Source organism: Lentzea sp. NPDC092896 (genome assembly GCF_044754905.1).
Classification (GTDB): domain Bacteria; phylum Actinomycetota; class Actinomycetes; order Mycobacteriales; family Pseudonocardiaceae; genus Lentzea.
Genome location: NZ_JBIVPX010000004.1, coordinates 256,965 through 282,382, shown reverse-complemented (window position 1 = coordinate 282,382; position 25,418 = coordinate 256,965). Strand labels below are relative to the sequence as shown.

General features: G+C 68.7%; 29 protein-coding genes. 8 read left to right on the top strand and 21 right to left on the bottom strand.

What is annotated here, in order from left to right:
• Positions 1-35 precede the first annotated feature (35 nt).
• On the top strand, positions 36-809 hold the full coding sequence (locus tag ACIQF0_RS22250) for a lysophospholipid acyltransferase family protein (protein WP_401032044.1): 774 nt from the start codon (positions 36-38) through the stop codon (positions 807-809).
• Here ACIQF0_RS22250 and ACIQF0_RS22245 read toward each other — a convergent pair.
• Entirely contained in the window at positions 706-1,386 is a 681-nt protein-coding gene (locus tag ACIQF0_RS22245; RefSeq protein ID WP_401032041.1) for a hypothetical protein, read from the bottom strand. The two genes, ACIQF0_RS22250 and ACIQF0_RS22245, sit on opposite strands and share 104 nt — an antisense overlap.
• Before the next feature lie 48 nt (positions 1,387-1,434).
• Positions 1,435-4,206, bottom strand: a complete 2,772-nt coding sequence (locus ACIQF0_RS22240) for a BTAD domain-containing putative transcriptional regulator (protein WP_401032038.1) — start codon at positions 4,204-4,206, stop codon at positions 1,435-1,437.
• A gap of 137 nt (positions 4,207-4,343) precedes the next feature.
• Here ACIQF0_RS22240 and ACIQF0_RS22235 point away from each other — a divergent pair, with 137 nt between their 5' ends.
• Positions 4,344-4,958: a class I SAM-dependent methyltransferase gene (locus ACIQF0_RS22235; RefSeq protein WP_360048042.1), complete on the top strand. Its 615-nt coding sequence runs from the start codon at positions 4,344-4,346 to the stop codon at positions 4,956-4,958.
• Here ACIQF0_RS22235 and ACIQF0_RS22230 read toward each other — a convergent pair.
• On the bottom strand, positions 4,955-5,374 hold the full coding sequence (locus ACIQF0_RS22230; protein WP_401032034.1) for a helix-turn-helix transcriptional regulator: 420 nt from the start codon (positions 5,372-5,374) through the stop codon (positions 4,955-4,957). The two genes, ACIQF0_RS22235 and ACIQF0_RS22230, sit on opposite strands and share 4 nt — an antisense overlap.
• Positions 5,375-5,431: 57 nt before the next feature.
• Between ACIQF0_RS22230 and ACIQF0_RS22225 the strand changes: the two genes are divergently transcribed.
• Entirely contained in the window at positions 5,432-6,112 is a 681-nt protein-coding gene (locus ACIQF0_RS22225; RefSeq protein ID WP_401032031.1) for an SDR family NAD(P)-dependent oxidoreductase, read from the top strand.
• On the opposite strand, the gene ACIQF0_RS22220 is transcribed toward ACIQF0_RS22225, so the two are convergent.
• The 10 genes from ACIQF0_RS22220 to thyX all read right to left on the bottom strand — a co-directional run bounded on the left by ACIQF0_RS22220 (position 6,101) and on the right by thyX (position 14,680).
• Complete coding sequence (locus ACIQF0_RS22220; RefSeq protein ID WP_401032028.1) at positions 6,101-7,102, bottom strand: hypothetical protein; 1,002 nt, start codon at positions 7,100-7,102, stop codon at positions 6,101-6,103. The genes ACIQF0_RS22225 and ACIQF0_RS22220 overlap by 12 nt on opposite strands.
• A 67-nt stretch (positions 7,103-7,169) precedes the next feature.
• Positions 7,170-7,529, bottom strand: a complete 360-nt coding sequence (locus ACIQF0_RS22215; protein ID WP_401032026.1) for a hypothetical protein — start codon at positions 7,527-7,529, stop codon at positions 7,170-7,172.
• The gene (gene atpB, locus ACIQF0_RS22210) at positions 7,529-8,332 is read right to left on the bottom strand and encodes a F0F1 ATP synthase subunit A (protein ID WP_360048036.1); all 804 of its coding nucleotides are present in this window, start codon (positions 8,330-8,332) and stop codon (positions 7,529-7,531) included. Before atpB ends, ACIQF0_RS22215 begins: the two co-directional genes overlap by 1 nt.
• A 77-nt stretch (positions 8,333-8,409) precedes the next feature.
• Positions 8,410-10,089: a ribonuclease J gene (locus ACIQF0_RS22205; protein ID WP_396426036.1), complete on the bottom strand. Its 1,680-nt coding sequence runs from the start codon at positions 10,087-10,089 to the stop codon at positions 8,410-8,412.
• Positions 10,086-10,982: a 4-hydroxy-tetrahydrodipicolinate synthase gene (gene dapA, locus ACIQF0_RS22200; protein ID WP_401032022.1), complete on the bottom strand. Its 897-nt coding sequence runs from the start codon at positions 10,980-10,982 to the stop codon at positions 10,086-10,088. Before dapA ends, ACIQF0_RS22205 begins: the two co-directional genes overlap by 4 nt.
• 19 nt (positions 10,983-11,001) lie before the next feature.
• Positions 11,002-11,613, bottom strand: a complete 612-nt coding sequence (locus ACIQF0_RS22195; RefSeq protein WP_319977417.1) for a TIGR03085 family metal-binding protein — start codon at positions 11,611-11,613, stop codon at positions 11,002-11,004.
• A 25-nt stretch (positions 11,614-11,638) separates the two neighbouring features.
• Positions 11,639-12,052 (bottom strand): hypothetical protein, encoded by a 414-nt coding sequence (locus ACIQF0_RS22190; protein WP_401032019.1) that lies wholly within the window; start codon positions 12,050-12,052, stop codon positions 11,639-11,641.
• 2 nt (positions 12,053-12,054) lie between these two features.
• Positions 12,055-13,497, bottom strand: coding sequence for a protein kinase domain-containing protein (locus ACIQF0_RS22185; RefSeq protein WP_360048032.1), 1,443 nt, complete (start codon positions 13,495-13,497; stop codon positions 12,055-12,057).
• Positions 13,498-13,568: 71 nt separating this feature from the next.
• A complete protein-coding gene (locus ACIQF0_RS22180) occupies positions 13,569-13,970 on the bottom strand; it encodes an ACT domain-containing protein (RefSeq protein ID WP_093597593.1) in 402 nt (133 codons plus the stop codon).
• 5 nt (positions 13,971-13,975) lie between these two features.
• Positions 13,976-14,680 (bottom strand): FAD-dependent thymidylate synthase, encoded by a 705-nt coding sequence (thyX, locus tag ACIQF0_RS22175; RefSeq protein WP_319977422.1) that lies wholly within the window; start codon positions 14,678-14,680, stop codon positions 13,976-13,978.
• Positions 14,681-14,747: 67 nt separating this feature from the next.
• Here thyX and ACIQF0_RS22170 point away from each other — a divergent pair, with 67 nt between their 5' ends.
• Complete coding sequence (locus ACIQF0_RS22170) at positions 14,748-15,263, top strand: toxin-antitoxin system HicB family antitoxin (protein ID WP_360048031.1); 516 nt, start codon at positions 14,748-14,750, stop codon at positions 15,261-15,263.
• A 5-nt stretch (positions 15,264-15,268) separates the two neighbouring features.
• Positions 15,269-16,225, top strand: coding sequence for a DUF4097 family beta strand repeat-containing protein (locus tag ACIQF0_RS22165; RefSeq protein ID WP_401032014.1), 957 nt, complete (start codon positions 15,269-15,271; stop codon positions 16,223-16,225).
• A gap of 32 nt (positions 16,226-16,257) precedes the next feature.
• Here ACIQF0_RS22165 and ACIQF0_RS22160 read toward each other — a convergent pair whose 3' ends face one another.
• From ACIQF0_RS22160 to ACIQF0_RS22150, 3 genes are read right to left on the bottom strand one after another with little or no spacing between them, the layout of a single operon-like run.
• Complete coding sequence (locus tag ACIQF0_RS22160; protein WP_401032012.1) at positions 16,258-16,752, bottom strand: hypothetical protein; 495 nt, start codon at positions 16,750-16,752, stop codon at positions 16,258-16,260.
• 18 nt (positions 16,753-16,770) lie between these two features.
• Positions 16,771-17,379: a TetR family transcriptional regulator gene (locus ACIQF0_RS22155; RefSeq protein WP_401032009.1), complete on the bottom strand. Its 609-nt coding sequence runs from the start codon at positions 17,377-17,379 to the stop codon at positions 16,771-16,773.
• A gap of 6 nt (positions 17,380-17,385) precedes the next feature.
• On the bottom strand, positions 17,386-18,369 hold the full coding sequence (locus tag ACIQF0_RS22150) for an aldo/keto reductase (RefSeq protein ID WP_401032006.1): 984 nt from the start codon (positions 18,367-18,369) through the stop codon (positions 17,386-17,388).
• A gap of 128 nt (positions 18,370-18,497) precedes the next feature.
• On the opposite strand from ACIQF0_RS22150, the gene ACIQF0_RS22145 reads away from it, so the two are divergent.
• Both ACIQF0_RS22145 and ACIQF0_RS22140 read left to right on the top strand, forming a co-directional pair.
• Complete coding sequence (locus ACIQF0_RS22145; RefSeq protein WP_360048024.1) at positions 18,498-19,040, top strand: helix-turn-helix domain-containing protein; 543 nt, start codon at positions 18,498-18,500, stop codon at positions 19,038-19,040.
• Entirely contained in the window at positions 19,037-19,903 is an 867-nt protein-coding gene (locus ACIQF0_RS22140; RefSeq protein ID WP_401032003.1) for an SRPBCC domain-containing protein, read from the top strand. The genes ACIQF0_RS22145 and ACIQF0_RS22140 overlap by 4 nt, the downstream gene beginning before the upstream one ends.
• 171 nt (positions 19,904-20,074) lie before the next feature.
• On the opposite strand, the gene ACIQF0_RS22135 is transcribed toward ACIQF0_RS22140, so the two are convergent.
• Positions 20,075-20,581 carry a hypothetical protein gene (locus ACIQF0_RS22135; protein ID WP_401032000.1) on the bottom strand — a complete coding sequence of 169 codons (507 nt, stop codon included), beginning with the start codon at positions 20,579-20,581 and terminating at the stop codon, positions 20,075-20,077.
• Positions 20,582-20,602: 21 nt separating this feature from the next.
• On the bottom strand, positions 20,603-21,145 hold the full coding sequence (locus ACIQF0_RS22130; RefSeq protein ID WP_401031997.1) for a GNAT family N-acetyltransferase: 543 nt from the start codon (positions 21,143-21,145) through the stop codon (positions 20,603-20,605).
• Between the two features lie 70 nt (positions 21,146-21,215).
• Here ACIQF0_RS22130 and ACIQF0_RS22125 point away from each other — a divergent pair, with 70 nt between their 5' ends.
• Complete coding sequence (locus ACIQF0_RS22125) at positions 21,216-22,427, top strand: winged helix-turn-helix domain-containing protein (protein WP_401031994.1); 1,212 nt, start codon at positions 21,216-21,218, stop codon at positions 22,425-22,427.
• Positions 22,428-22,919: 492 nt separating this feature from the next.
• On the opposite strand, the gene ACIQF0_RS22120 is transcribed toward ACIQF0_RS22125, so the two are convergent.
• From ACIQF0_RS22120 to ACIQF0_RS22110, 3 genes are read right to left on the bottom strand one after another with little or no spacing between them, the layout of a single operon-like run.
• Positions 22,920-23,357: a tetratricopeptide repeat protein gene (locus tag ACIQF0_RS22120; RefSeq protein WP_401031991.1), complete on the bottom strand. Its 438-nt coding sequence runs from the start codon at positions 23,355-23,357 to the stop codon at positions 22,920-22,922.
• Positions 23,354-24,091: a 4-hydroxy-tetrahydrodipicolinate reductase gene (gene dapB, locus ACIQF0_RS22115; RefSeq protein ID WP_401031988.1), complete on the bottom strand. Its 738-nt coding sequence runs from the start codon at positions 24,089-24,091 to the stop codon at positions 23,354-23,356. The genes ACIQF0_RS22120 and dapB overlap by 4 nt, the downstream gene beginning before the upstream one ends.
• A complete protein-coding gene (locus tag ACIQF0_RS22110) occupies positions 24,088-25,380 on the bottom strand; it encodes a M16 family metallopeptidase (protein ID WP_401032807.1) in 1,293 nt (430 codons plus the stop codon). Before ACIQF0_RS22110 ends, dapB begins: the two co-directional genes overlap by 4 nt.
• Between the last annotated feature and the right edge of the window lie 38 nt (positions 25,381-25,418).

Below are 25,418 nucleotides of genomic sequence, written 5' to 3'. Positions count from 1 at the left end.
ACGGTGTTGTTCCGACACGCCGTACGCTGCCCCGCGTGTCCACACCGCTTTTCTGGCGCGTGCTCATGGTGGTCGACCGGGGCCTGATCGCGCTGACTGGCAAGCTCGAGGTCTCGGGCGACATCCCGCCGGAACTTCTCGGCAAGCCGTTGCTGCTCGCCTCCAACCACATCGGCAACCTCGACCCGATGGTGCTCATCGCGGCCTGCCGCAAGATCGGCGTCAACCCGCGGTTCATGCTCGCGGGCGGTCTGCTCGACGCGCCGATCATGGGCCCGGCGCTGAAGGCGTGCGGTCACCTGCGCGTCGACCGGCGGTCGGCGAACGTGGGTGAGGCGATGCACCGGGCCGTCGCGGCGTTGCAGAAGGGCGGCGATCCGATCGCCGTCTACCCCGAGGGCAAGATCACGCTGGACCCCGGCATGTGGCCGGAGCGCGGCAAGACCGGCGTGGCCCGGATGGCGTTGGGCGGCGGCATTCCGGTGGTCCCCATCAGTCAGTGGGGCGCGCACGAGGCCGTGTACTGGGGCAACCTGAGCGTCGGCGGCTGGAAGGACCTCCTGCCGTACCTGACGTCCTGGCTGCGCGCGGTGCGCAAGCGGCCGACGTTCAAGGTCCACTTCGGCAAGCCCGTCGAGTTGACGGACCTGAACGCCGAGACGATGGGCGACGCCCGGCGCGCGCACGAGCGGATCATGACCGCGATCACCGAGGGCTTGGTGCCGTTGCGTCTCGACGAGCCGGACGTGCCGAAGTTCCACGACCCGACGCGTCCGACGACCGGCGCCTCGCCCTGGCGGCCCGCCTGATCGAGTAGCCGATCACCGTGATCAGCATGAGCACCGGCATCGGGTTGCCGCGCCACAGGCTGATCGCGAAGTCGATCACCGGGATGACCAGCGCCGCGACGAACGTGAACGCGCTCGCCGTGGGCAGTTTGACCTTCGAGTCGGCCCACGGCGTGCGCCCCCACGGTTTCGCGACGCTGAGCCACGCCTGGAACGCGATCGCGCTGATCATGAGCGCGGTGCCGACCGGCATCCACGCGGTGACGTGCCCGTTCAGCGCTTCCTGCAGGTTGTCGCTCAGGATGAAGACGCCGATGTAGAGCTGGCTGATCGTGATCACGAACTTCGCGAGCACCCACCAGTGCCGGAAATAGCCCCACGGCGTGGTCGCGCTGAGCATGAAGCCGCTGAACGCGCTGGTGTTGGCCATGATCGCGAGCACGCTGTGGTCGAGATAGCGCGCCATCCTGAACGCGTTGAGGTCGCCCGACTTCATGCCGTAGAGCACCAGTGCGAGCAACGCCACGGCCTGGCTGAGCCAGCCCACGGACGTGACGACGTGCAGCCACACCAACAGGGTCCGAGCGCGCTTCTGCATGACATGTAGCTTGCCTACGCATCAGCGCGAGCACATCAGGGATGTCCCCTATCCCAGCTCGTGCAGCCGTGCCCGCACTTCGGGAGTGAGCGGGTGGTCGTAGTCCTCGTAGATCGTCAACGCTTCCAGCAGGTGCGTCCGCGCCACGTCCGGCTGACCGGCGCTCGTCTCCCCAAGGCCGTGCAACGCCTCCGCGAGACTCTTGCGGTCGCCGAGCACGCGCAGGAACGCGACCGCGCGCCGGAACGAGTCGCGCGCCTCGACGCGTTGTCCCAGCTTCGACTGCGCCCAGCCGATGCTCACCAGCGCCATGGCCTTGCCGTGGGGAGCGTCGTGCGAGTCCATCAACTCGAACGCCGTCCGCGCCGACGCCAGCGACGCCTCGAACTGGCCCGCTGAACGCAGGTTGTCGCTCAGGAACAACCTCGTGCCGCCCTCGCCGAACCACGAACCGACCTCGGCGTGCCCGCGCAGGGCCTCGCCGAACCTTTCGACGGCGAGGTCGAACTGGCGCAGGCCGCCGTACGCCATGCCCAGGCCGGTCAGACTCCACGCGGCACCGGCGGCGTCGCCGATCTCGCGGCGGATCGCGAGCGCGCGGTCGAAGAGCTCCAGCGCGTCCGCGAATCGCTGACCGCGGAACGCCGAGAGTCCCTGGCCGTGCACCGCCCACGCACGGGCGACCTGGTTGCCGTCACGGGCGGCGGTGCGTTCGGCCACGCGGTAGGTGCGAGTCCACTCGTCCAGAGCACTCGACACGATGAAGTAGTTCCACAGCGCCACCGGGATCTGCCACGCCGCCGGCGAGTGGTGGTCCTCCGCGAGTCTCGCCACCGCCAGCAGGTTCGAGGATTCCGTGCGGCACCAGGTGAAGGCCTCGTCGTGCGAGGTGAAGTCCTGAGTGGACAGCGGCGGCAGCAGGAACGCGGGGTGGTCCGGCGGCGCGATGACGGTGCCGGCGGCGTTCGCGGTGTCGAAGTACCAGCCCAGCAGGCGCCTCACGGCCTCGGCGCGGCCGTCCGACGACTCCTCGGTGGCGCTGAGTTCCGTGGCGTACAGGCGAAGCAGGTCGTGCAGCCGGAACCGGCCGCGCGCGACCTCCTCCAGCATGTGCCCGCCCGCCAGCACGTCCACCAGCGTCCGGGCCCGGGACACCGGCATGCCCACCAGCGCCGCCACGGCGTCCAGGCTGATCTCGGCGCCCGGATGCAGGCCGATCAGCCGGAACATCCTGGCGGCGTCCGGTTTCAGCGCCAAGTACGACCACGAGAAGGCGGCGCGCACGGCCGTGTCCTCGTCGTCGCCCGTGGCCAGCACGTTCAACCTGTCGTGCTCGTCCGCGAGATCGCTCGCGAGATCGGCCAGCGTGAGATGCGGACGCGTCACGACGCGTTCGGCCGCGATCCGCACCGCCAGCGGCAGGTGCCCGCACAGTTCGACGAGCTTGGCCGCGGCGGCGGGTTCGGCGGCGACGCGGTCCGCGCCCACCGCGGACGTCAGCAGCGCCAGCCCCTCGTCGCGCGTCAGGATCGACAACGTCAGGGAGTGCGCGCCATCACGGGCGACGAGGCCGCCGAGGTGATTTCGGGACGTCACGAGCACCATCGACGTCGACCGGCCCGGCAGCAGCGGACGGACCTGCTCGGCCAGCCGCGCGTTGTCGAGCAGCACCAGAACCCGTTTGCCCGCAAGGACACTGCGGTACAGCGCGGACTTCGCGGGCAGGTCCTCCGGGATGCGTTCGGACGGCACGCCGAGGCTCTGCAGCAGCTGGTGCAACGCGGCGGCGGGCTGCACGGGCGGTGCCGACGAGTCGAACCCGCGCAGGTCGACGTGCAGCTGGCCGTCCGGGAACCGCGACGCCACCTGGTGCGCGAACCGCACGGCCAGCGCGGTCTTGCCGACGCCGCCGGTGCCGGTGATCGCGACGAGCACCGGCGCGTGGTCGTGCGGAACGACCTCGGCGAGCTTCGCGAGCTCCTTCTCCCTGCCGGTGAAGTCGCGGATCTCGTGCGGCAGCTGGACCGGCACCAGCGCGGGCGCGGCGGGTTCCGGCTGCGGGTCGTGCCGGCCGATCAGCACCTGTTCGTGCAGGTGGCGCAGCTCTGGGCCGGGTTCGATGCCCAGTTCCTCGATCAGCAGCCGGCGCAGGTCCGTGTAGACGGCGAGCGCCTCCGCCTGCCTGCCGCCGCGGAACAACGCCGACATCAGCAGGCCGTGCAGCCTCTCGCGCAACGGATGCGCGCTGACCAGCGTCGTGAGCTCCGCAGCCACTTCGGCTTCACGCCCGACCGTCAGCATCAACGCCGCACGCTGCTCCACGGCCGTGAGTCGCATTTCGGCCAGGCGCGCGCGTTCCACCGCCGCGAACGGTCCCGGCACGCCGTCCAGAGCGAGACCCCGCCACAGATCCAACGCGGCGTCGAACGCCGTGATGGCCTCGGCGGGCCTGTCCCGCAGCCGCCCGGCCTCGTCCAGATGCGCGCGGAAAACAGCGGCATCCGAACTACCGGACGGGAGCCTCAGCAAGTATCCAGCGTCCGTGGAGAGCAGCACGGAACTCGGCGCCCGCGACGCCCGGTCCGGTTCGAAGAGCCTGCGCAGCCCCGCGACGTAGGTGTGGATGCCGTTGTCGGCGCTGGCGGGTGGATCTTCGCCCCACACGGCGTCGATCAGCTCACTGCGCGACACGACGTGATTCGCGCGCAACGCGAGCACCGCGAGCACAGCTCTCTGCCGCGGCGGACCGAGCGTGAGCTCCTTGCCGTCCACCGTGGCCGCGAGCGCGCCCAGCAAGCTGACGCGCAACTCGTTCTGCACCCTGTGTCTCACTTCGTCGCTGTCCGCGTTCAGCTAGCAACCTACCGTCAGTTTTCGTCCAGAAGCCATCCAGAAGGCGTGCAGAGAGGTTCTCCACACTTCACTCAGGTGGATTGGGCCGAAATGAGGGGCGGGGAATGAACGCGGCCGAGGTCTTCGACACGCTCGGGCTGGAATACCAACGCGCTTGGTCGCACCAGCCCGCACTGCACGGCACTCTCGCCTGGTTCGCCGCGACCCAGCCCTCCGGCTCGCGCGTGCTGGACATCGGCTGCGGCACGGGCGTTCCCGTGGCGCGGACGCTGGCCAAGGCGGGCATGAGGGTCACCGGTCTCGACGTCTCCCCGGTGATGGTCGACATCGCGACCACCCAGGTCCCCGACGCCACGTTCCACAAGATCGACATTCGCGACTTCGAGTCACCTCCCGGTTCGTGGGACGTCATATGCGCCGTCTTCTCGCTGCTGCAGATGACCCAGGCCGAGATCATCCAGACCCTCGGCCGCATCTCGACCTGGCTGCGACCCGGCGGCCACTTCTTCCTCGCCACCGTCGCGGTCGACGTCGAACAGGTGACCCTGCCCTGGATGGGCCAGGAGATCGAGGTGTCGTCGTTCTCCGAGGAGAACTTCGAGGCGCACCTGGGCGAGGTCGGCCTGCGGGTCGTGCGGCGGAGCCGGCCGGTCTTCACCCCGTCCTACCCCGGTGCCATGCCCGAGGAGTCGCTGCACCTGGTGTGCCAGCGCCCTTAGTTTCCGGCGATGTCCTGAACGACGTCCCAGAAATCACCTGACGCACGGGCGAACAGAGCCTTGCGAACCGCACGCGCGTGCGCCGGTCGGGCAGCGGCGAGGGCGTGCCGGCCCTCATCGGTGGCGATGACCAGCACGCGCCTGCCCGCGCCGTCCTCGCGCCGCAAGAGCCCCCGCTCGGCCATCCTGGAGAGCTGACGCGAGAGGCGGGGACGCTTCCAGTCCAGCATCTCGCCGAGGTCCTGCTGGGGCATGCGCCCGTCGCCGTTCTCGATCACCCGGGAGAGCACCGCGAAGTCGGCCGCGGACAGCCCCGCCGCACCCTGGATCTCCTGCGCGACCGCGGCGAGCACCGCGTCGTTCGCTCGTTTCCAGGCGATCCACCGCGCCATCTCGGCGTCGCTCAGGTGCGTCATGCCCCTCACACTACCTTCGAGTTGCCATGTAAACACACGCGGGCGCATGCTGTTTACATGACAACTCAGGTTCTGATCACCGGCGGCTCCGCGGGCATCGGGCTCGGCCTGGCCCGACGGCACCTCGCCGCCGGACACCGCGTCCTCGTCACCGGCCGCACCCCGGCCCGTCTCGCCGCGGCGGCCGACCTGCTGCCCGGCGCAGAGACGTTCGTGAACGACATCGCCACCCCCGAGGGCCGGCTGCTCCTCGCCGAGCACGTCCGGCGGACCATGCCGGACCTGGACGTGCTGATCAACAACGCCGGCGTCCAGCGACGGGTGGGCATCGCGGAGGACAGGTCCACCTGGGCCGAGGCGCAGGAGGAGATCGACATCCTGTTCGCCGCACCCGTCCACCTGGGACGGCTGCTCGTCCCGCTCATGCTCGCCCACGGCAGGCCCAGCACGCTGATCAACGTCACCTCGGGCGGCGCGTTCGTCCCACAGTCGTTCGCGCCGCTCTACAGCGCGTCCAAAGCCGCGCTGCACAGCTACACCGTCACCCTGCGCCGCGCCCTGGAGTCCACCCCGATCCGGGTGGTGGAACTGATCCCACCGGCCGTGGCGACGGAACTCGCCGGGCCGGGCCAGGCACACGGCGCCGACCTGGACGAGTTCTGCGACACCGTCTTCCCACTGCTGGACGGCTCCCGCGCCGAGGTCGGTTTCGGTCCGACCGCCGCCCTAGTCCAGTAGCGCCAGCATGCTCTTCGTGGCGCGCTCCGCGGCTTCCGGCGTGCGCCTGCCGAGGCCGCACGACGTCGCGATGTCCACAGGCCGTCCCAGCGCTTCCTCCACGAGCCCACGCACGACCAGTTGGTCCTCATAGGACTGTTCCTCGTGCGCGATGCCCGCGATGACCCGCACACACGGCACGAGCTTGCGCAACGGCGCGTAGAACTCCGGCTTGGTCGTCGGCGGCACGTCCCCGCCGGACATCGGCAGGTGCACGAACTCCAGCGTCCGCCCCTCAGGCCAGCGCCGCACCAGCGCGTTCGCGAGCAGCACCAACGGACCGGTGTCCTTCAGCTGCTTCAACGCCTTGTGCCCCATGTCGCCGAGACACAGGTGCACGCCGAACCGGCTGCCCTCGGGCGCCGACCGGACCTGCGCCGTCACGAACCGCGCCATCGTGTCGGCCATCAACGGCCGCAGCGGCGCGGGTGCCGACAGGACCGCGATCAACGCGGCCGGCACCTCCAGCTGGAAGACAACGTTGTCGGAGGCCGCACGGATGCGCGACAACTCTTCGGCCACCGCCCGCAGGAACGTCCGGCCGTGCCGGATCACCCCGGTGGGCCCGAAGGTGAACAACGCCAGGTCCAGGTAGCCGGGCACACCGACCTGCAACGGCAGCGCCGCCCCGAGTTCGCCGAGCACCTCCAGCTCTTCGAGAGCGTGCTCGGCGAACCGCAGCGGGACGTCCTCCGGCCGCAGCCGGGCGTGCAGCGGCACCTTCAACCGGTCGACGTCGTCGTAGTCCGTCCAGTCGCCGCTGCGCACGGTCACGACCTGCGGCAACCGCTTCAGCTCCTTGACCACCGGCACGAACCACTGCGACCGCGGCCCGGTCTCCCCACCGTGGACCCGGTCGAGGTGCTCGGCGATCTCGTCGAGTTCCCACGACAGGGCGGCCTTGGCGGTGGCGAACTGCGGCATGGTGCCGACGAAGTGGAGCTTGCGCATGATCGCCACAAGGCCACCGGCCGCGTGCGTTATTCCATGCGGCGTCTCAATTGTGGCGCCGGCCGCGCTAGCGCGCGAACCCGCGAAGCTCGACGGGCACCACACCTGCGTGCACGTCGCCGTCCCGCACGGTCCACGCGGTCGCCTGCTGCCGCTCGTCGGTCAGCAGGAAGAACCCGACCGGCTGGTCTCCGTCGGAATCCACCAGCCGCGCCAGTTCGGCGACCTGCGCGCGCAGCCAGTCGACGGACTGCTCACGGATGTCGCCGCCGTAGAACACGAAGAGCGTCGAGTTGAACGGCCGCGATGGAATCGCCCAGCCGGCGGAGTACAGGTCGTGATGGTGCGCGGCCAGCACCTGCTCGACCACTTCACGCTGTCCGTGCACGAACTCGATCCAGCCGCGCACGCCGACGTACATCCCCATCAGTGCTGCTCGGCCAGCGCCCGGCCGATGAAGTGCGCCGACAGCAGGGCGAAGATGTAGGCCTGCAGGACCTGCACCAGCGCCTCCAGGAAGAACAGCGCGATGGCGAGCGCGAAGCCCAGCACCGACACCGGCTTGAGGTAGATCGGCGCGTTGAACAGCAGGAACTCGCTGCCGATCGTGAACACCAGGATCAGCAGGTGGCCCGCGAACATCGCCGCGAACACCCGGATCGCGAGGTTCACCGGGTCGAAGAAGAACTTGAGGATGACCTCGGTCGGGATCAGCAGGCCCCACAGCACGGGCTTCGGCACGCCGGGAATGATGAACTGGTTGCGCAGATAGCCCCTGAGCCCGAACTTCCTGATGCCCACGTAGTGGTAGAGCGGGAAGATGATCAGCAGCGCGACGGCCGCCGGGAACCCGCTGTGCGTGAACGTCGGGAACTGGATGAACGGAATCAACCCGTAGAGGTTGTTCACGAGCACGAAGCAGAAGATGCTGACGATCAGCGGCACGTACGGTGCGAATTCCTTCGCGCCTATCTGCTCACGCGCGATGGTGTTGCGGCCGAAGTCGTAGACCGACTCGGCGGCGAACTGCCAGCGCGACGGGATCAGCTTCATGCTCCTGGTGGTGACCAGGAAGAACGTCAGGATGATCGCCACCGACAGGACCAGCAGCGCCTGCGGCTTGGTGACGGAGAAGTCGAACGGCAGGCCCAGCGGCTCGTGCCAGGTGAAAATCGGTGGAAGAAGAATGTCTTCTTTGCCCGGAGGGCTGAAGACGTCATTACCGGCCATAGGGCGAACCCCCTCGTCCATGGTCTGGGACCAGACCTTATCGGACGAGGGGGACGCAGATCACAGCAGGGTCACGTTCACACCGGAATGACCGTGGGAACGATCATCGGACGGCGACGGTAGGTCTCCGCCACCCAACGGCCCACAACGCGTCGCACGGCCTGAGCGACCCGGTGCGTGTCGGCGATGCCCTCGGCCTCGGTGCGCGCCAGCTCCATCTCCACGAGCGGCACGACGGCCTCCAACGCCTTGGGGTCGTCGGAGAAGCCGCGGCCGGAGATCGTCGGCGCCGTCACGGCCCGCCCGGTCGTCTGGTCGATGGCGACCGAGATCGAGATGAAGCCGCCCTCGCCCAGCACCAGCCGGTCGGACAGCGTCGACTCGCCGACGTCACCCACGGACAGGCCGTCGACGTACACGTGGCCGACGACGACACGGCCGGACACCGCCGCCTTGCCGTCGATCAGGTCCACGACGACGCCGTCTTCGGCGATCACGACGTGGTCCTCGGCGACGCCCGTGGCGACCGCGAGAGCCGCGTTCGCGCGGAGGTGGCGCCACTCGCCGTGCACCGGCATCACGTTGGACGGCCGCACGGCGTTGTAGAGGAACAGGAGTTCGCCGGCCGGTGAGTGGCCGGAGACGTGCACCTTGGCGTTGCCCTGGTGCACGACGGTCGCGCCGAGCTTGGCAAGGCCGTTGACGACGTTGAAGACCGCGTTCTCGTTGCCGGGGATCAGCGACGACGCGAGGATCACCGTGTCGCCCTCGCGGATCGAGATCTGGCGGTGGTCGCCGCGGGCCATGCGCGACAGCGCCGACAGCGGCTCGCCCTGCGATCCGGTGGAGACGAAGATGACCTCGTCCTCCTCCATCCGCATCGCGACGTCGAGGTCGACGAACAGACCGTCGGGCACGTTCAGGAAGCCCAGGTCGGACGCGATGCCCATGTTGCGGACCATCGACCGGCCGACGAACGCGATCTTGCGCTTGTACTGCACGGCGACGTCCAGCACCTGCTGGACGCGGTGCACGTGCGAGGCGAAGCAGGCCACGATGACCCGCTGGTCCGCCTTGCGGATCACGTTCTCCAGCACGGGGCCGATCTCGCGCTCGGGCACCACGAAGCCGGGCACCTCGGCGTTGGTCGAGTCGACCAGGAAGAGGTCGACGCCCTCGTCGCCGAGACGCGAGAAGCCCGCCAGGTCGGTCAGTCGACCGTCCAAGGGCAGCTGGTCGAGCTTGATGTCACCGGTGTGCAGGACGAGCCCCGCGGCGGTGCGGATGGCCACGGCCAGCGCGTCCGGGATGGAGTGGTTGACGGCGAAGAACTCGAGCTCGAACGGCCCGTACGAGCGCCGCTCCCCCTCCTTGACCTCCACGAGCCGCGGGGTCTGGCGGTGCTCACGGCACTTGGCGGCGAGCAGCGCCAGCGTGAAGCGGGAACCGACGACCTGCACGTCGGGACGCAGCTTCAGCAGGAACGGGACCGCGCCGATGTGGTCCTCGTGGCCGTGCGTCAGGACGACGGCATCGATGTCGTCGAGCCGGTCCTCGATGGCGCGGAAGTCGGGCAGGATCAGGTCCACGCCCGGTTGGTCGTCTTCGGGGAAAAGAACGCCGCAGTCGACCACGAGCAGCCTTCCGGCATGCTCGAAGACGGTCATGTTGCGGCCGATCTCGCCAATTCCGCCGAGTGCGACGACGCGGAGGCCGCCTTCCGGCAGTGCGGGCGGTAGTTCGGTCGATTGGGTCACGCGTTGACTCCCAGTTCGGCCGCGATGGCCTCGATGTCCTCGGCTGCGGCAGGCACCAGCGGCAGACGGGGCTCACCCACGTCCAGTCCGCGCAGGCGCAGCGCAGCCTTCGTGTACGTCACGCCGGGAACCCGGCGGAATGGTCGCAGCAACGGCAGCAGCGACTCGTGGATTTCTTTTGCCCGGACCACGTTTCCGGATTCATACGCATCAATGAGATCCCGCAGGCGATCCGCCGCGAGGTGGCCGATGACACTCACGAACCCGACGGCGCCCACGGACAGCCACGGCAGGTTCAGCGGGTCGTCGCCCGAGTAGTAGGCGAGGTCGGTGCTCGCGATCACCCTGCTGCCCGCGTACAGGTCGCCCTTGGCGTCCTTCACGGCCAGGATCCGCGGGTGTTCCGCCAGGCGCAGGAGCGTGTCGACCTCGATCGGCACGACCGCGCGCGGCGGGATGTCGTAGAGCATCACCGGCAGCTCGGAAGCGTCGGCGATGGCGGTGAAGTGCGCCAGCAGGCCTTCCTGCGGCGGCCTGGAGTAGTACGGCGTCACGACCAGCACGCCGTGTGCGCCGGCCTTCGCGGCCTGCTGCACCAGGTGCACGCTGTGCGCGGTGTCGTACGTGCCCGCACCGGCGACCACGGTCGCGCGGTCGCCCACTGCTTCGACGACGGCCGTGAGCAGCGCGGCCTTCTCCCGATCGGTCGTCGTCGGGCTCTCGCCGGTCGTGCCGTTCACGACCAGACCGTCGTTGCCCAGGTCCACCAGGTGTTTCGCCAGTTCCTGCGCCTTGGGGAGATCGACCTCGCCGCGCGAGTCGAAAGGCGTGACCATGGCGGTGAGAACGCGGCCGAACGGGCGGTCCGGCCCTGCGTACGGGCTTCCTGGCATGCGCAGAAACTACCCGAGTTCACACACTTCGGTTCAACGACCGCACCCGTTGCACCGCGTCGGCGTCACCGCTGTATTCCACGCGGGCCTCGTCGCGCCCGAACGCGAGCATCACGAGCTCGGACACCTCACCGGTGATCACCACTCCGTTCGCGCCCTGCTTGGCGACGATGTGCTCACCATCAGGCCGTACGAGCGTCACGCCCACGGGCGACGACTTGTACGTCATGCGCGCGGTGAACGGCAGCAGCTTCCACAGGACCTTTTCGCGACGCTCGTCGTACGGCCGCGGTTCCCAGTCGGTCTGCGCACGCCGAACGTCCTCGTGGTGCACGAAGTACTCGCCCGTGTTCATCAGGTCGTCGACCGGCTGGATCCAGAACGGCGGCGTGCGCACCAGGTCGAGGAGTTCGCTCCACGCCTTGTGCGTGTAGTCCTCCTGGACCTTCTCCGTCCACTTCGCGAAGACCGGCAGCACGATGCCGGGCGCGGTGTCCGGGCGGCGCTCGCGGATCGCGAGGTGCGCGGCCAGGTCCTTGGTCAGCCAAGTGCCGCACAGCGTCGGCGCGTCCGGGCCGAGCTCGGTCATCAGGTCGACGAGCGCTTTGCGTTCGTCACGGGCGAGGCTCACGTCCCCATTGCACCACAGCCGGCGATCAGGCCTCGTTCGGCTTGTAGCAGCTCTTGAAACCGTCGGGCTTGGACGAGTTGTCGGCCAGCAGCTTGACCACCTGGTCGCGCTTCAGGTTCTCGGGGTAACCGGGCCAGTCCGGTTCCTGCCCGTTGACGTGCAGCTCGTCCAGCCAGTAGCCGGACTGCCCGGAGGTCTTGGCCATCTCGAGGTCGCAGCCCTTCACGCGCACCATCACCTCGATGGTCTTCTCCGAGGACTTGATCGTGCGCTTGCCGACCTTCTTGACCTTCTTCGCGGTCTCCGTGCTGGGCTCGCCGGGGTTGCTGAACCCGGCGGCCTTGAGCTCGGCGACGAACTTGTCCTCGTTGCTGGCGCACGCGCTGAGAGCGGCGACGCCACCGAGGACCAACAAGGCGGAGATGATCCGTCTTTTCACGTTCAGTTGTCCTTCTTCGCGCTGATCGAGCCGTCGAGTTTGGTGCTGTCCTTGGCACTGGCAAGGCACCAGATCTTGCGCTCGGCGTTGCCGCTCTTGTCCTTGGTCCACGAGCTCTCACTCGGGACGAGCGTGGTCAGCTTGAGCTTCGATCCGTCCTTGACCCACTGCGAGTTCAGCGTCATCTCGCAGCGTGCCACGCCGAGGCTCTTCAAGGAGTCGACTCCGGGATATGCGGCGTCGGGAAGGTTCGACTGGACGGGCAGCGTGTCGATCACGTCGAACACCTCGAAGTCGTGCGGCTTGTCGCACTCCTCGCGGCTGTCGGAGTTGAGCAGCTTGGCCGGGGCGACCTCGCCCATGCCGCACGTGTTCTCGTAGAGACCGAACACCGGGATCTCGGCGCCCTCGCCGTACGTGAGCGCTGCGCTGGCGCCGCTCGCACCAGGCGTCGTGAACGCCTTGTGCACGTAGATGCCACCCGTGAACGCCGCCGCCGCGATGACGACCGCGCCGACCAACGCGAAGATGCGGTTGCGCTTCTTCTTCGCCGGGTCCACGGCGGGCGCCTGCTGGTACTGCTGGGTCTGCACCGGCGCGATCCCGGTGGGCGGCGTCGGCTGGTTGCCGATGCTGGAGAGCATCGCGCGTGCCTGTGGGCCGGACAGCCGGGCGTTCGGGTCCGCGATCAGCAGACCGGTGATGACGGCGCTCAGCACACCCGTCGCACGGGTCAGCCGCGGCGTCTCGCTCATGATCGCGTGCAGCGTCGAGGCCGTGGAGGAGCGCTCGAACGGGCTCCAGCCCTCGACGGCGTAGCAGAGGGTCGCGCCCAGGGCCCACAGGTCGGACGCCGGGCCGGCCTCGTGACCGTGGATGCGTTCCGGCGCCATGTACGCGGGCGAGCCGATGAGGCTGCCGCTGGTGGTCAGGCGCGGGTCGTCGACGGCCTGGGCGATGCCGAAGTCGGTGAGCTTGAGCTTGCCGTCCGGGCGCACCATCAGGTTGCCTGGCTTCACGTCGCGGTGCACGATCCCGGACTGGTGCGCGGTCTCGAGCGCCGACAACGCCTGCAACGCGATCGACACGACCTGGTTCTGCGGCATCGGTCCGTGCGTGCTGATCAACGTCGACAGCGTCGCCGCGTCGACCAGCTCCATGATGATGTAGGTCAGGCCGTTCTCGTTGATCGCGTCGTAGACGGTCACGACAGCGGGGTCGTTGAGCTTGCCGGCGGTGCGCGCCTCACGCAGAGCGCGCTCTTCGAGCACACGGCGTTCCTCGTGCGCGATGCCGTCCGGCAGGTGCAGTTCCTTGATCGCGACGAAGCGTCCGATGTGACGGTCCTGGGCGCGCCAGACGATGCCCATGCCGCCACGACCGAGCTCCGCGATCAGGGCGTACCTGCCCGCGATGACGCGTGGTTCGACAGCCTGTCCGTGCAACGTGCGCTCCTACAGCCTCGGAACCGGGGGCGTTGACGGTACTTCAGACCCGCCTAATGGAGGATCGGTTCCTAAGCTTCCGGCGCTACAACCAGTTCGTGACCTGCGGCACGCAAGGCGAGCACCGCACGTCCCAGATCTGTGTGCTTCACCAACAGGTGGTCCGTGTCGTAAGTGGACAACGCGAACAGCGAGACGCCCGCCGCCGCCAGTTCACCCGCCAGAGCAGCCATGATGCCGGTGAGCGTGAACTCCAGCGGCCCGCGCACGGTGAGCAGCCGCCAGCCCTTCTCCGTCGTGTCACCGTCCACAGCGAACGAAGCCGGCGCGATGATCGACAACTCGGCCGGGGTCCTGGTCACGGACACCAGGACGTCGGTGAGGTCGAGCAGCCCGGCGGGGACGGGAGCGTCCGCTGCCAGGCGGGTGACCGCGTATTCGCCGGGCCGGACGTCCACGATGAGCCGCTTCATGGCTGTCAGCCTTCAACCACCAGCGGGCTGGAGGCAACTTCTGTGCCGTCCGGGAGTGTCGAGATGACGAAGTCCGCGAACGCGTTCGGCGCGGCCTTGGTCAGTTCGCGCAGGCAGGCGATGGCGAGCTCGCGCAGTTCGACGTTGATGTGTTCAGTGGCGCGCATCGCGATGAAGTGCCGCCACGAGCGGTAGTTGCCCGTCACGACGATCTCGGTGCCGGTGGCGTTGGGCAGCACGGACCGTGCGATCTGCCGCGCGCGTCGGCCGTTCACGGTCTTCTCCAGGCTCTGCACCAGGTCCTCGTACGCCTTGAGGCTCGCCTCGGTCGCGGCGACGAACCGCGCGTGCAGCTCGGGGTCCTTCGCGATCAGGTCCGGCTCCACGACGTCGGTCGGGTCGGTGCGCTGGGAGAGCTGCGAGTACGAGAAGTGCCGGTGGCGGATCAGCTCGTGGGTGAGCGAGCGGGACAGCTCGGTCAGGTAGAGCGATGCGCTGCCGTGCTCGAACGCGGCGAGGTGCCCGACGTCGAGCAGGTGGTGCAGGAACGTCGCGTTGGTGTTCGTCATGGGGTTCGAGCGGTCCCACGACTGGTAGCAGGCGCGGCCGGCGAACTCGACGAGCGCGGCGCCGCCGTCCGCGTCGGTCGTCCACGGCACGTCGTCGGGTGGGATGAACTCGGTCCTGGCCACCAAACGCACTCTCGGCATGGGCCGAGGTTAGCCCTGACATCACGTGGTGGTTGCACGATGTCGCAAGTGACGTCATAGTGGTGTCATGGATCTGTCGCCGTACATCGCGTCACTGCGCGAGGACCTGGCGACGGCCGCATCAGCGGGGGACGAGAACACCCGTCGAACGGCCGCCGCGTTGTCCGCAGCGCTCGAGCCAGCCGCGCGACTGGCAATCATGAACGCACTGTCCGACCTGGCCGCGGAGGTCACCGCCTCCCTGGACGGCCAGGTCGTGGACGTCCGGCTGGCAGGCCGTGACGTCCAGGTGGTCGTCACCGGCTCCGCCGAACCGGAGCCGGAACCGGCCCCGAGTCACGAGGTGCCGAACTTTGGCGCAGGTGACGCCACGGGTGACATCAGCCGCATCACCCTGCGCATGATCAACGAGCTCAAGTCGAAGGCCGAGGCCGCCGCGTCGGCTCAGGGCGTGTCGCTGAACTCGTTCATCCAGCAGGCCGTGGGTGGCGCGGTGCACGGCAAGCACAAGCATCACGGACACAAGGGGTGGAGCGGAAACGCCGGCCAGGGCTCGCGCGTCCGCGGATGGGTGCAGGGGTGAGCGGGATGACCGAACCGACTTCAGAACCGACCGAGCCGACAGCCGAACCGACGGCGGAAGCGGCCTCCGAACCGGCGGAGCCCGCCGGCGTGGTGCGCCAGCAGAGCTTCGAGTTCGCGGGCGTCGCCGAGATCGACATCTCGCTGCTCAGCGGCCGGGTGCAGGTGCAGCTCGTCGACGGGCCCGGTGTGCACGTCGAGGTGCGGCACGACCCGAACGCGGGCAACTCGTGGACCGAGGGCCTGTCGAGCGTGCTGAGCTGGGTCAGCGGGCAGTTCGGCGCTGACAAGGCGACTCCCCCGTCGGGTCCGGAGGAGGCCGTGCGCGACGCACGCGTCGAGTTGCTGGGCAACCGTTTGCGCATCGAGTCGTCCAAGGCGCTGCCGTTGCGTGCCGTGCCGCTCTCCGTGGTCGTGACGGCTCCCGTGGGGTCGCACGTGTCGTCACGGACAGGTGCGGCTGACGTCATCGTGACGGGCGGTGCGGGTCGTCTCGACCTGAACACCGGCACGGGCAGCGTGTCCGCGGACCGGGCGACCGGCGAGGCCAAGGTGAACTCGGGCGCCGGCACCGTGCGCCTGGGCACGATGCTCTCGTCGCTGAAGGCCAAGACGGGCAGCGGTGACGTCGAGGTGTCGTCGATCGGCGGCACGACCACGCTGATCACCGGGACCGGCGACGTGTGGCTGGGCGCCGTGCAGGGCAACGTCCAGGTCCGCACCGGCAGCGGCGATCTGACCGTGGCCGACGCGGCCTCCGGCGAGATCCAGCTCGGCACCGGCTCCGGCCACATCCGGGTCGGCATCCGGCAGGGCACGCTGGCCCGCATCGACCTGGTGTCCACGTCCGGCAACGCCCGCAGCGACTTCGACGTCTCGTCGGCGCCGTTGGGTGACGCCACTTTGTTGGTCACGGGCCGCACGGGCAGCGGCAACGCTCTGGTGACCGCCGCTTCGAGCTGACCGGGGGGTCGGGTAAGGCCCGGACGACGTCCCTACGGCTCCTGGAACGGTTTGGAGCCGCCGGGGACGTCGTCCGGGAAGAGCGGGCAGCGGATCTCGCCGGTCAGGAACTTCCTGGTGAAACCCGAGAAGTTCCCGTCGTACGACCAGCTCTGCCGCATGTCCGTGATCACCACGGTCCACTCGTCCGGCTCGCCCTTGGTGTACCAGAGGCAGTGGTCGCCGTTGACGGTCATGCCCCAGGGCAGCAGACCGGGAGACTCCGGGTGCACGCGCAGGCCCGGCTGACGCCGCAACGCACGCAGCATTTTGGGCGCCAGCGACATCCAGTTCATGAAACCGGCACGTGCTGTCGGGTGCAGGATCCGGACGTAACCGCCGACGATCAGTGGCGGATAGGCCTCGGCGAGATGCACGAAATCGCTGGGCAACGCCGTGCCCGCCCGGCCTTTGACCGCGTCCCAGTCGACCGGGTCAGGCCGCCTCTCGGGCGCTCCCAGCAGATCGATCCACTCGTCAGGCGGCACCGTTCACCTCCGTGACCCTCAAGCATCGCCTGTGGCACTAGGGATTCGGTTGTACCGCAGTCCAGCGACGACCAGTGAGACGACGGCGTCGAACGCGTCCTGAATGTGAGGATTCCCCCACTCCTGGGCGTGCGCCGGGTGGTGGAACACCTGCGTCGCGTCCCACACCGCCTGCGCCGTCTTCTCGACGTCGTCGGTCACGAACTCCCGGGTTTCCACTCCGGCGCGGATGATGCGCGCGACCTGACCGACCAGGTGTTCCAGGTGGTAGTCGACGACGGCGTTGTTCTCGCCGACGAGCGTCCGGAACGTCGTGAACAGCTCCACGTCCTCGCTGTGCGAGAGCCGCTTCTTGTCGAAGAGCCTCTGCAACCAGTCCCTGAGCATCTCGGAGGCGGAGAGGCTCGGATCGAACTCCTTCTCCATCTCCTCGTGGATGGCGTCGAGCCAGCGCCGTGTCACGGCCTCCCGGAGCGCGGCCTTGGTCGCGAAGTGGCGGTAGACGCTGCCGTGGCTGACCCCGAGCGCCTTGGCGACGTCGACCACCGTCGCCTTGGCGGGGCCGTACCTGCGCAGGACCTCTTCGGTCGCCGCGAGGATCGCCTCCGAGGTCAACGCCTCCGCCACTTCATCTCACCTCTCGCTGTCCAGCATGGCCATCTGCTCGGCCGCGTACCGCGTGCCCGCAGCGGCGCCAACAGGAACAACAGCGTCGATCTCCTGCAATTCCCGCTCGGTGAACGTCACGCCGACGGCACCGATCGCCTCGTTCAGCCTCGCACGCTTGGTCGTGCCGACGAGAGGCACCACGTCTTCTCCGCGTGCCGCGACCCAGGCGATCGCGAGCTGCGCGACCGTGACGCCCTTGTTCGCCGCGATCTCGCCGAGCTTCTCGACCAGGTTCTGGTTGCGGGTCAGGTTGTCGCCCTGGAACCGGGGCGCGTAGCCGCGCCAGTCGCTCGCGTCGAGGGTGAGCGGCGTGGTGGAGATCAGGCCGCGCGAGAGCACGCCGTACGCGGTGATGCTGATGCCGAGTTCACGGGTGGTCTGCAGGATCTCCCGCTCGACGCCGCGCTCCAGCAGGCCGTACTCGATCTGCAGGTCCGCGATGGGGTGCACGGCGTGTGCACGGCGGATGGTGTCGGCGCCGACCTCGCTCAGGCCGATGTGCCGGACGCGGCCCTTGTCGATCTGCTCGGCGATGGCGCCGATGGTGTCCTCGATCGGCACGTTCGGGTCGAGCCGCGCCGGCCGGTAGATGTCGACGTGGTCGGTGCCGAGGCGTTCCAGCGAGTACGCGAGGAAGTTGGCCACGGCGACCGGCCGGGTGTCGAACCCGATGAACGCGCCGTCGGCGTCGCGCATGCCTCCGAACTTGACGCTGAGCTGCACCTCGTCGCGACGGCCCTTGATGGCCTCGGCGACGAGCATCTCGTTGTGGCCCTGGCCGTAGAAGTCACCGGTGTCGAGCAGTGTGACGCCCGCGTCGAGCGCGGTGTGGATGGTCGCGATGCTCTCGTCCCGGTCCGCCGGGCCGTAGGCGTTGGACATGCCCATGCAGCCCAGGCCGATGGCGGACACGACCGGGCCGGTGGCTCCGAGCTGACGCTTCTGCATTTCGAACCCCTTCGTCTCTGTCTGTTCCTCCACCATGCCCGATGGACTGACAGATTTCAATATCTGTCAGTCCATAGTTGTCCACTCCATTGACAAAAGAGTTTTGAACATTCAAAGTCTTTTTTGCGATGAGAGACGTGATCTATCTGGACCGGATGGAGCAGGCCGAGACCCTGCTCAAGCCGCAGCGCGTGGAGGTGCTGCGGCAGCTCGCCGCGCCGCGCTCGTGCACCGAGGTCGCCGAGGTGCTCGACCAGACGCCGCAACGCGTGCACTACCACGTGAAACAGCTGGTCAAGGCCGGTCTCGCGACCCAGGTGTCCGAGCGCAAGGTGCGTGGCGTCCAGGAGGGCCTCTATCAGGCCGTGGCGCGGTCGTACTGGTTGTCGCCGCGGCTGGTCGGCCGGATCGGCTCGCGTGACGAGCTCGTACTGGGCCACCTGGTCGACCTCGCCGAGCAGATCCAGGTCGACGTGGCGGCGTTGGACCGCTCCAGCGAACTGCCGTCCGTCGGCGTGTCCGGCGAGATCCGGGTGCGACCGGAGGAGCGGCAGCAGTTCCTGGCCGAGCTGCAGACGACGTTGCAGGACCTCTTCACCCGATACGGCGGCGCGGAAGGGGATGCGTTCCGCATCGCGCTCGCCTGCTACCCCAAAGGAGAAGACCGATGAGCACCGGAACCATCCGCGTCCGCACGTCCGCGCCCGCCGAGAGGATCTACCGGGCGTTGACGACCGCCGACGACCTGCGGGTGTGGCTGGCCGAGCACGCGCACGTGGACCTGGAGGGCGGCGAGTACGAGTTCTGGGGGCGCCACACGCCCGACGGCGAACGCGGCCGGCAGAAGCTGCTGGGCTTCGACGACAGGTCGGTGCGCTACTCGTGGTTGCTGTACGGCACCGAGTACACCCTTGAGCTCGGCGTGGAGGAGCGCGACGGCGAGACGCTGATCGCGGTGACGCAGTCCCCGTACCCGACCTGGGGCGTCGGCGACGACCAGTCGGAGGTCCTCCAGACGTTCTGGCCGCTGGCGCTGGGAAACCTGGTCGAACTCGTGGAAGGCCGGCCGGTGCTGGGGTTCTGCGACTTCACGTCGCCCGAGCAGCGGTTCGAGTTCGACATCGCCGCGACACCGGCGGCCATCATCGACGCGCTGACCGATCCCGCCGTGTTCGCACGCTGGTTCGGGGCGCGGATGGAGATCGAACCGCACGTCGGCGGCCGGTGGGCGATGGGAAGTCTCGCGGAGGAGGAGAACCCCGCGAAGGTCGTCGCACTGGACGAGGCGAACCTCGCGCTGGAGTTCCCAGGCGGGATGGTGACGTCCTGGGAGCTGAAGGGCTCGGAGGGCAAGACGCGGCTGACGTTCGTGCAGAGCGGCTTCGACCCGGCCAGCCCGCCCTACGGGCCGTGGATGGGCTGGCTCAGCGGGTTCGCGGACCTGCGCCGCATGCTCGAGCTGCCCGGCTGGCGCCCGATGTGGCACTCGTTCGACCTCCCCGGCGTGCCTGACGGGGTTCTCGTTCTCGAATAATCGGGCGTGAAACGGGCGGGTGAGAGCCAGATCATTCGGCTCTCACCCGTTTGCGCCTGACTTTCGTCGGTCGCTGATCGATATCTTCGGGGTTGTGCTCGAGTCAGCGCGCATCGCCGTCGCCGCAGTCCTGATCGCCTTCTCCGTGACGGCGTCGATCTTGTTCAGCTACTAGATCCAGGCCATCACGATGGCCGGTGAGGCCGCGAGAACGCTGAACCTCGCGAAGCGGCCCACCAGTCCGGTGGCGACGAACATCGTGGTGGACATGCCCGCGAGGCCGGCGAGCACGCTCGTCGCCATGAACGGCGGCACCCCGACCAGCGCGCTCACCCCGTGCGTGCCGGCCATCCAGTTCGGGTGCGCCTTGCACTTCACGTGGATCCAGTCGCCCCAGCGGTGCATGCGCGTGCCAGGACCGAACCAGCGCCTGAGCTTGGACGGCTTGTCGCTCGGCTTGCGGTGCATGAACTTCGGCAGGTGGATGTCGCCCCGCGCGGCGTAGAAGTACAGCAACTTGCCCAGCACCTGGCCGACCGCCACCGAAAGGCCGACGATCCAGAAAGAGGTGTCGGGCCAGCGCGCGCAAAGCCCCAGGACGAACATCTCGATGCTGATCAGGGGAACGATGGCCGAGCCGAGCGCGACCCCGAAGGTGAGACCAACCAGGGCGAGCACCCGGCCGAGGTTACACAGATCTCAGTCACCGAGTCGGACGGTCAGCGGACCGGACACCCGCACTTCGCGCAACGGACGACCGCCTGCGTCCAACGTGCGCACCGTGCCATCCCCCGTCCAGCCCAGTCGTTCGTAGAAGTTCCGCGACGCCTTGTCGGCTTCCGGCACCCACGCGATGCCGCGCGTCGCCCCGGTTTCGTCCAGCCTCCTGGCGGCCTCCGCGACGAGCCGCGTGCCGTGCCCGCGCCGTCCCCAGCGGGGTTCCACGAGGACGCTGAGCAGCGCCGTGGTCGCCGCGTCGTCCGGGAGCGTTCCGTCCGCTTTGGCCACTTCCTCGTCCGGAGCCTTGCTGGCCACGACGAACCCGACCGTCCACTCCCCCTCGGTCGCTTTGAGGACCGCGCCGCTCCGGACGGCGAGCGCCCACGCCTCGTCCGCGTCGAGCGCGTCGAGGACTTCGGGCGGCAGCAGTTCGGCGTAGGCGAGCCGCCACGTCTCCCGATGGATGCGGACGATCTCCGAAAGGTCAGCAGCGGTGGCGATGTGCACGCCGGCGTCGGCCATAAACGCAGCTTATCGATGCCGCGTCGCGGAATTGTCAGGGGTGCGTGGCACCATCGGCGACGTGCAGAGGATGAGTGCGGATGTCGCCCGTCGAATCGCCCTGGGCGCCCAGGGCTTCACCGACCTCAGGCCGCCGGTGGCCACCCGCAGACACCTGCAACGCGTCCTGTCCCGCGTGCAGCTGCTGCAGATCGACTCGGTGAACGTGGCCGTGCGCGCGCACTACATGCCGCTGTTCTCCCGCCTGGGCGCCTACGAGCCCACCCTGCTGGACGAGGCGGCCTGGACGCACTCCCCGCGCAAGCCCCGCATGCTGGTCGAGACCTGGGCGCACGAGGCGTCCCTCGTGCCCGTCCTTGACTGGCCGCTGTTCCACTCGGGCGCGAAGAAGCGCGGCTGGTGGCAGAACTACCAGACCATCCTCGAACGCTCCCCCCAACTCGTCGACGACGTGCTAGCCGCCGTGAAGGAACTGGGCCCGATCGGCGCCGGCGCCCTGGAAAAGGCCCTCATGGGCGACAAGGGCCGCGCGAAGGGCCCGTGGTGGGACTGGTCCGAGGTCAAGCGCATCTGCGAGGTCCTGTTCGGCGTGGGCATCCTCACCACAGGCACCCGCCGCTCGTTCGAGCGCCTGTACGACCTGACCGAACGCGTGATCCCAGCCGACGTCCTGGCCCAGAAGTGGACTCCCGAGACCGGCGCCCGAGAACTGGTCCTCCGCTCCGCGGTAGCGCTGGGCGTGGCCACCGAACCAGACCTGCGCGACTACTACCGCCTGGACCCACGCCGCTCCCAGGCCGCAGTGGCGTCCTTGGTGGAGGAAGGCGTGCTGGAGCCCGTGGCAGTCGACGGCTGGCGCGGCGTCGGCTACCGACACGTGGACGCGCGCGCCCCACGCCGAGTAGTCGGCCGAGCGCTGCTCTGCCCGTTCGACCCGCTGATCTGGGAGCGGGCGCGCACCGAGCGGATCTTCGGCTTCCGGTACCGCATCGAGATCTACGTGCCAGAGCCCCGCCGCGTGCACGGCTACTACGTGTTCCCGTTCCTGCTGGACGGCGCACTGGTGGCGCGCGTGGACATCAAGGCGGACCGCGCGGCCGGCGTGCTGCGAGTGCAGTCGGCGTGGGCGGAGGAAGGCGTGGAGCGCGGACGGGTCGCTTCGGAGCTGGCCGCAGAGCTGCGGCTCATGGCCGACTGGCTGGGCCTGGACGACGTGCTGGTGGTACAGAAGGGCGACCTGGCAGCAGAACTGATCGCGGCCGTGATCAACGGCAGCCCCTGAAATCACGCTGACGCAGGGGTACCCCCTGACCGGGAACCCCTACATCTCAACGTACTCAGAGGGTCTGACAGTCCAGCGACACCAGGTCACACCGAACAAGCGCAAAGCCGAAGGCGAGCCGTCCTTACCGAACGGGCTGGGCGGTGGGGTCCCGTCACGAGTCGCACCACAGCTCTTGCTGCATGCCTGAAGGGGTGTCAACTCGACACGCTTTTCGTCGAGTTGACACCCCTTCAGGCATGTGGCCCGCTCTTGGTGCGACTCGTGACGGGACCCCACCGCCAACGCAACCCTCTAACCAACCGGCGGCCGCCCAACGCAACAGGCGTGCCATCAACCCGCCCGTGGCGCGGACCCCCCGATCAGATTGCCGGGGGTCTGGGGGCAGAGCCCCCAGGGGAAGCACGCAACGCAAGCTGGCCGCCCGCACGGTGACCACCCGCAAGCCAGCCACCCACAAGCCGGGAACGCAACCAACCACCCCCGACAAGATCAGGCGTGCAGCTCAATCGCCTTCCGCATGGTCTCCCGAGCCCGCCCACGATCCCCAGCGATGTCGTACGCGTAAGCCAACCGGAACCACACCCGCCAGTCGTCAGGCGAAGCCTCGACCTCAGCCCGCCGCTCCTCAAACCAAGAGTCGGCAGCATCCCGATCCACCCGCCCAGACGGCCGCCGAGGCAGATGCGAGACATCCGGCAGCAACCCGTCCGCATCCAACTCGCGGGCCATCCTCTCGGTCTCCCACCCAAACCGCAGGTTGGAGTACACGAGCCAGACCCCGAGCAACGGCAAGATCAGCACACCGATGCCGAGCAACACACCGACCACCTGACCGGTCTGCAGCAGTGCCACAGCCCGGCCGGTGAGCAGGACGAAATAGACCGCGAGGGCCGCGATCAGCACCCCGACGGTGACGCGGACCTTCACAGGTCCAGGTACTTGTCTAGGCCGACGGCGAGCCCGGGGCGACCCACGATCTCCCGCACACCCAGCACCACGCCGGGCATGAAAGAGGTGCGGTGCAACGAGTCCTGACGGATCGTCAGGGTCTCGCTCTCGCCGCCGAACACGACCTCCTGGTGCGCGATCATCCCGGAGATCCGCAGCGAGTGGACCCGCACGCCGTCCACGACGGCACCGCGCGCGCCCGGCTCCTCCTGCGTGGTCGCGTCGGGCATGGGGTCCATGCCGGAGCGTGCGGCCGCGATCAGGCGGGCGGTGTGGGCGGCCGTGCCCGACGGGGCGTCGGCCTTGCGCGGGTGGTGCAGCTCGATGATCTCGGCCGACTCGTAGTAGCGGGCGGCGATCTCCGAGAAGCGCATCAGCAGGACGGCGCCGATGCCGAAGTTCGGAGCCACCAGCACACCGACTGAAGGCTGTGAGGCGAGCAACGCCGCCACCGCGTCCAGCTTCGGCTGGTCGAAACCGGAAGTGCCTACGACGCAATGGATTCCGTTGGCGATGCAGAACTCCAGGTTCCCCATCACGACGTCGGGGTGCGTGAAGTCGACGACGACCTGCGCGCCGGCGTCCACCAAAGCCTGCAACGGGTCGTCGGCGTCGATGGCCGACACGACCTCCATGCCCTTCGCGGCCTCGACCGCGCGGACCACCTCGGAACCCATGCGGCCCCGCGCGCCGAGAACTCCGACGCGAATCATGCAATCACCTCGTGTACCTGGTCCGGCAGATCGTCGGCGTGATCGTAAGGGCCGACCACCGCCGCGGCGACGGGACGGCGCAGCAGATCACGTGCGAGCGACGCCACTTCGTCGGCCGACACGGCGTCGATCCGCGCCAGCGTGTCCTCGACGCTCAGGTGGTCGCCGTAATTCAGTTCGGACTTGCCGATGCGCGACATCCGGGAACTGGTGTCCTCCAGGCCCAGCACGAGCGCGCCGCGCAGCTGTCCCTTGCCGCGCGCCACTTCCGCGTCCGACAAGCCGCCGCGTGCGACGTCCACGAGCACCTCGCGGATGACGCCGGCGGTCTCGCCGAGCCGGTCCGGCTGGCAGCCCGCGTAGACGGCGAACGTGCCGGTGTCCGCGTAGAGGCCGACGGACGAGTAGACCTGGTACGCCAGGCCTCGCCGTTCGCGGACCTCCTGGAACAGCCGGGAGCTCATGCCACCGCCGATGGCCGCGTTCAACACGTTCAACGCGAACCGGCGCTCGTCGTGGCGGTCGATACCGCGCATGCCGAGCATCATGTGCGCCTGCTCGGTGTCATCGGTGTGCAGCACCAGTTTGCGGGCGTCGGCGATGCGCGCGCGACCCGCTCGTGGCACCACCGCGCTGCCCTCCCGCGACAGCCGGTCGCCGACGGCCTTGCGCACCAGGCGCATCACGTGCGTGTGCTCGATGTTGCCCGCGACGGAGAACACCATGCGCGGCAACGTGTACCGCTTCTTGTAGAACGAGTAGAGCGCGTCTCGTTCCATGTCCTGAATGGACTTCTCGGTGCCGAGAACCGGACGCCCCAACGCATGCGCGCCGAACAGCGCCTCGATGAACGCGTCGTGCAGCAGGTCTTCCGGGTCGTCGTCGCGCATCGCGATCTCTTCGAGCACGACACCGCGTTCGGTCTCGAAGTCGCGCGGACCGCAGATCGCCTCGAACACCACGTCCGCGACCAGGTCCACCGCGAGCGGCAGGTCCTCGTCCAGGACGTGCGCGTAGTAGCAGGTGTGTTCCTTCGCGGTGAACGCGTTCAGCTCGCCGCCGACCGCGTCGATCTCCTCCGCGATGGCCGCCGCCGTGCGCCGCGCGGTTCCCTTGAAAAGCAGGTGTTCCAGGTAGTGCGCCGCACCCGCGACCTCTGGCCGTTCGTCACGGGACCCGACCTGCACCCACAGCCCGACCGAGGCGGACCGCACGCTCGGGATGCGCTCGGTGATGACCCGAAGGCCCGAGGGCAGCATGCTGCGCCGCACCTCGGACCCCGCGGACATCTCGAGCACCCGCGTGCTGCCCGGCTTCTGCAGGTGCC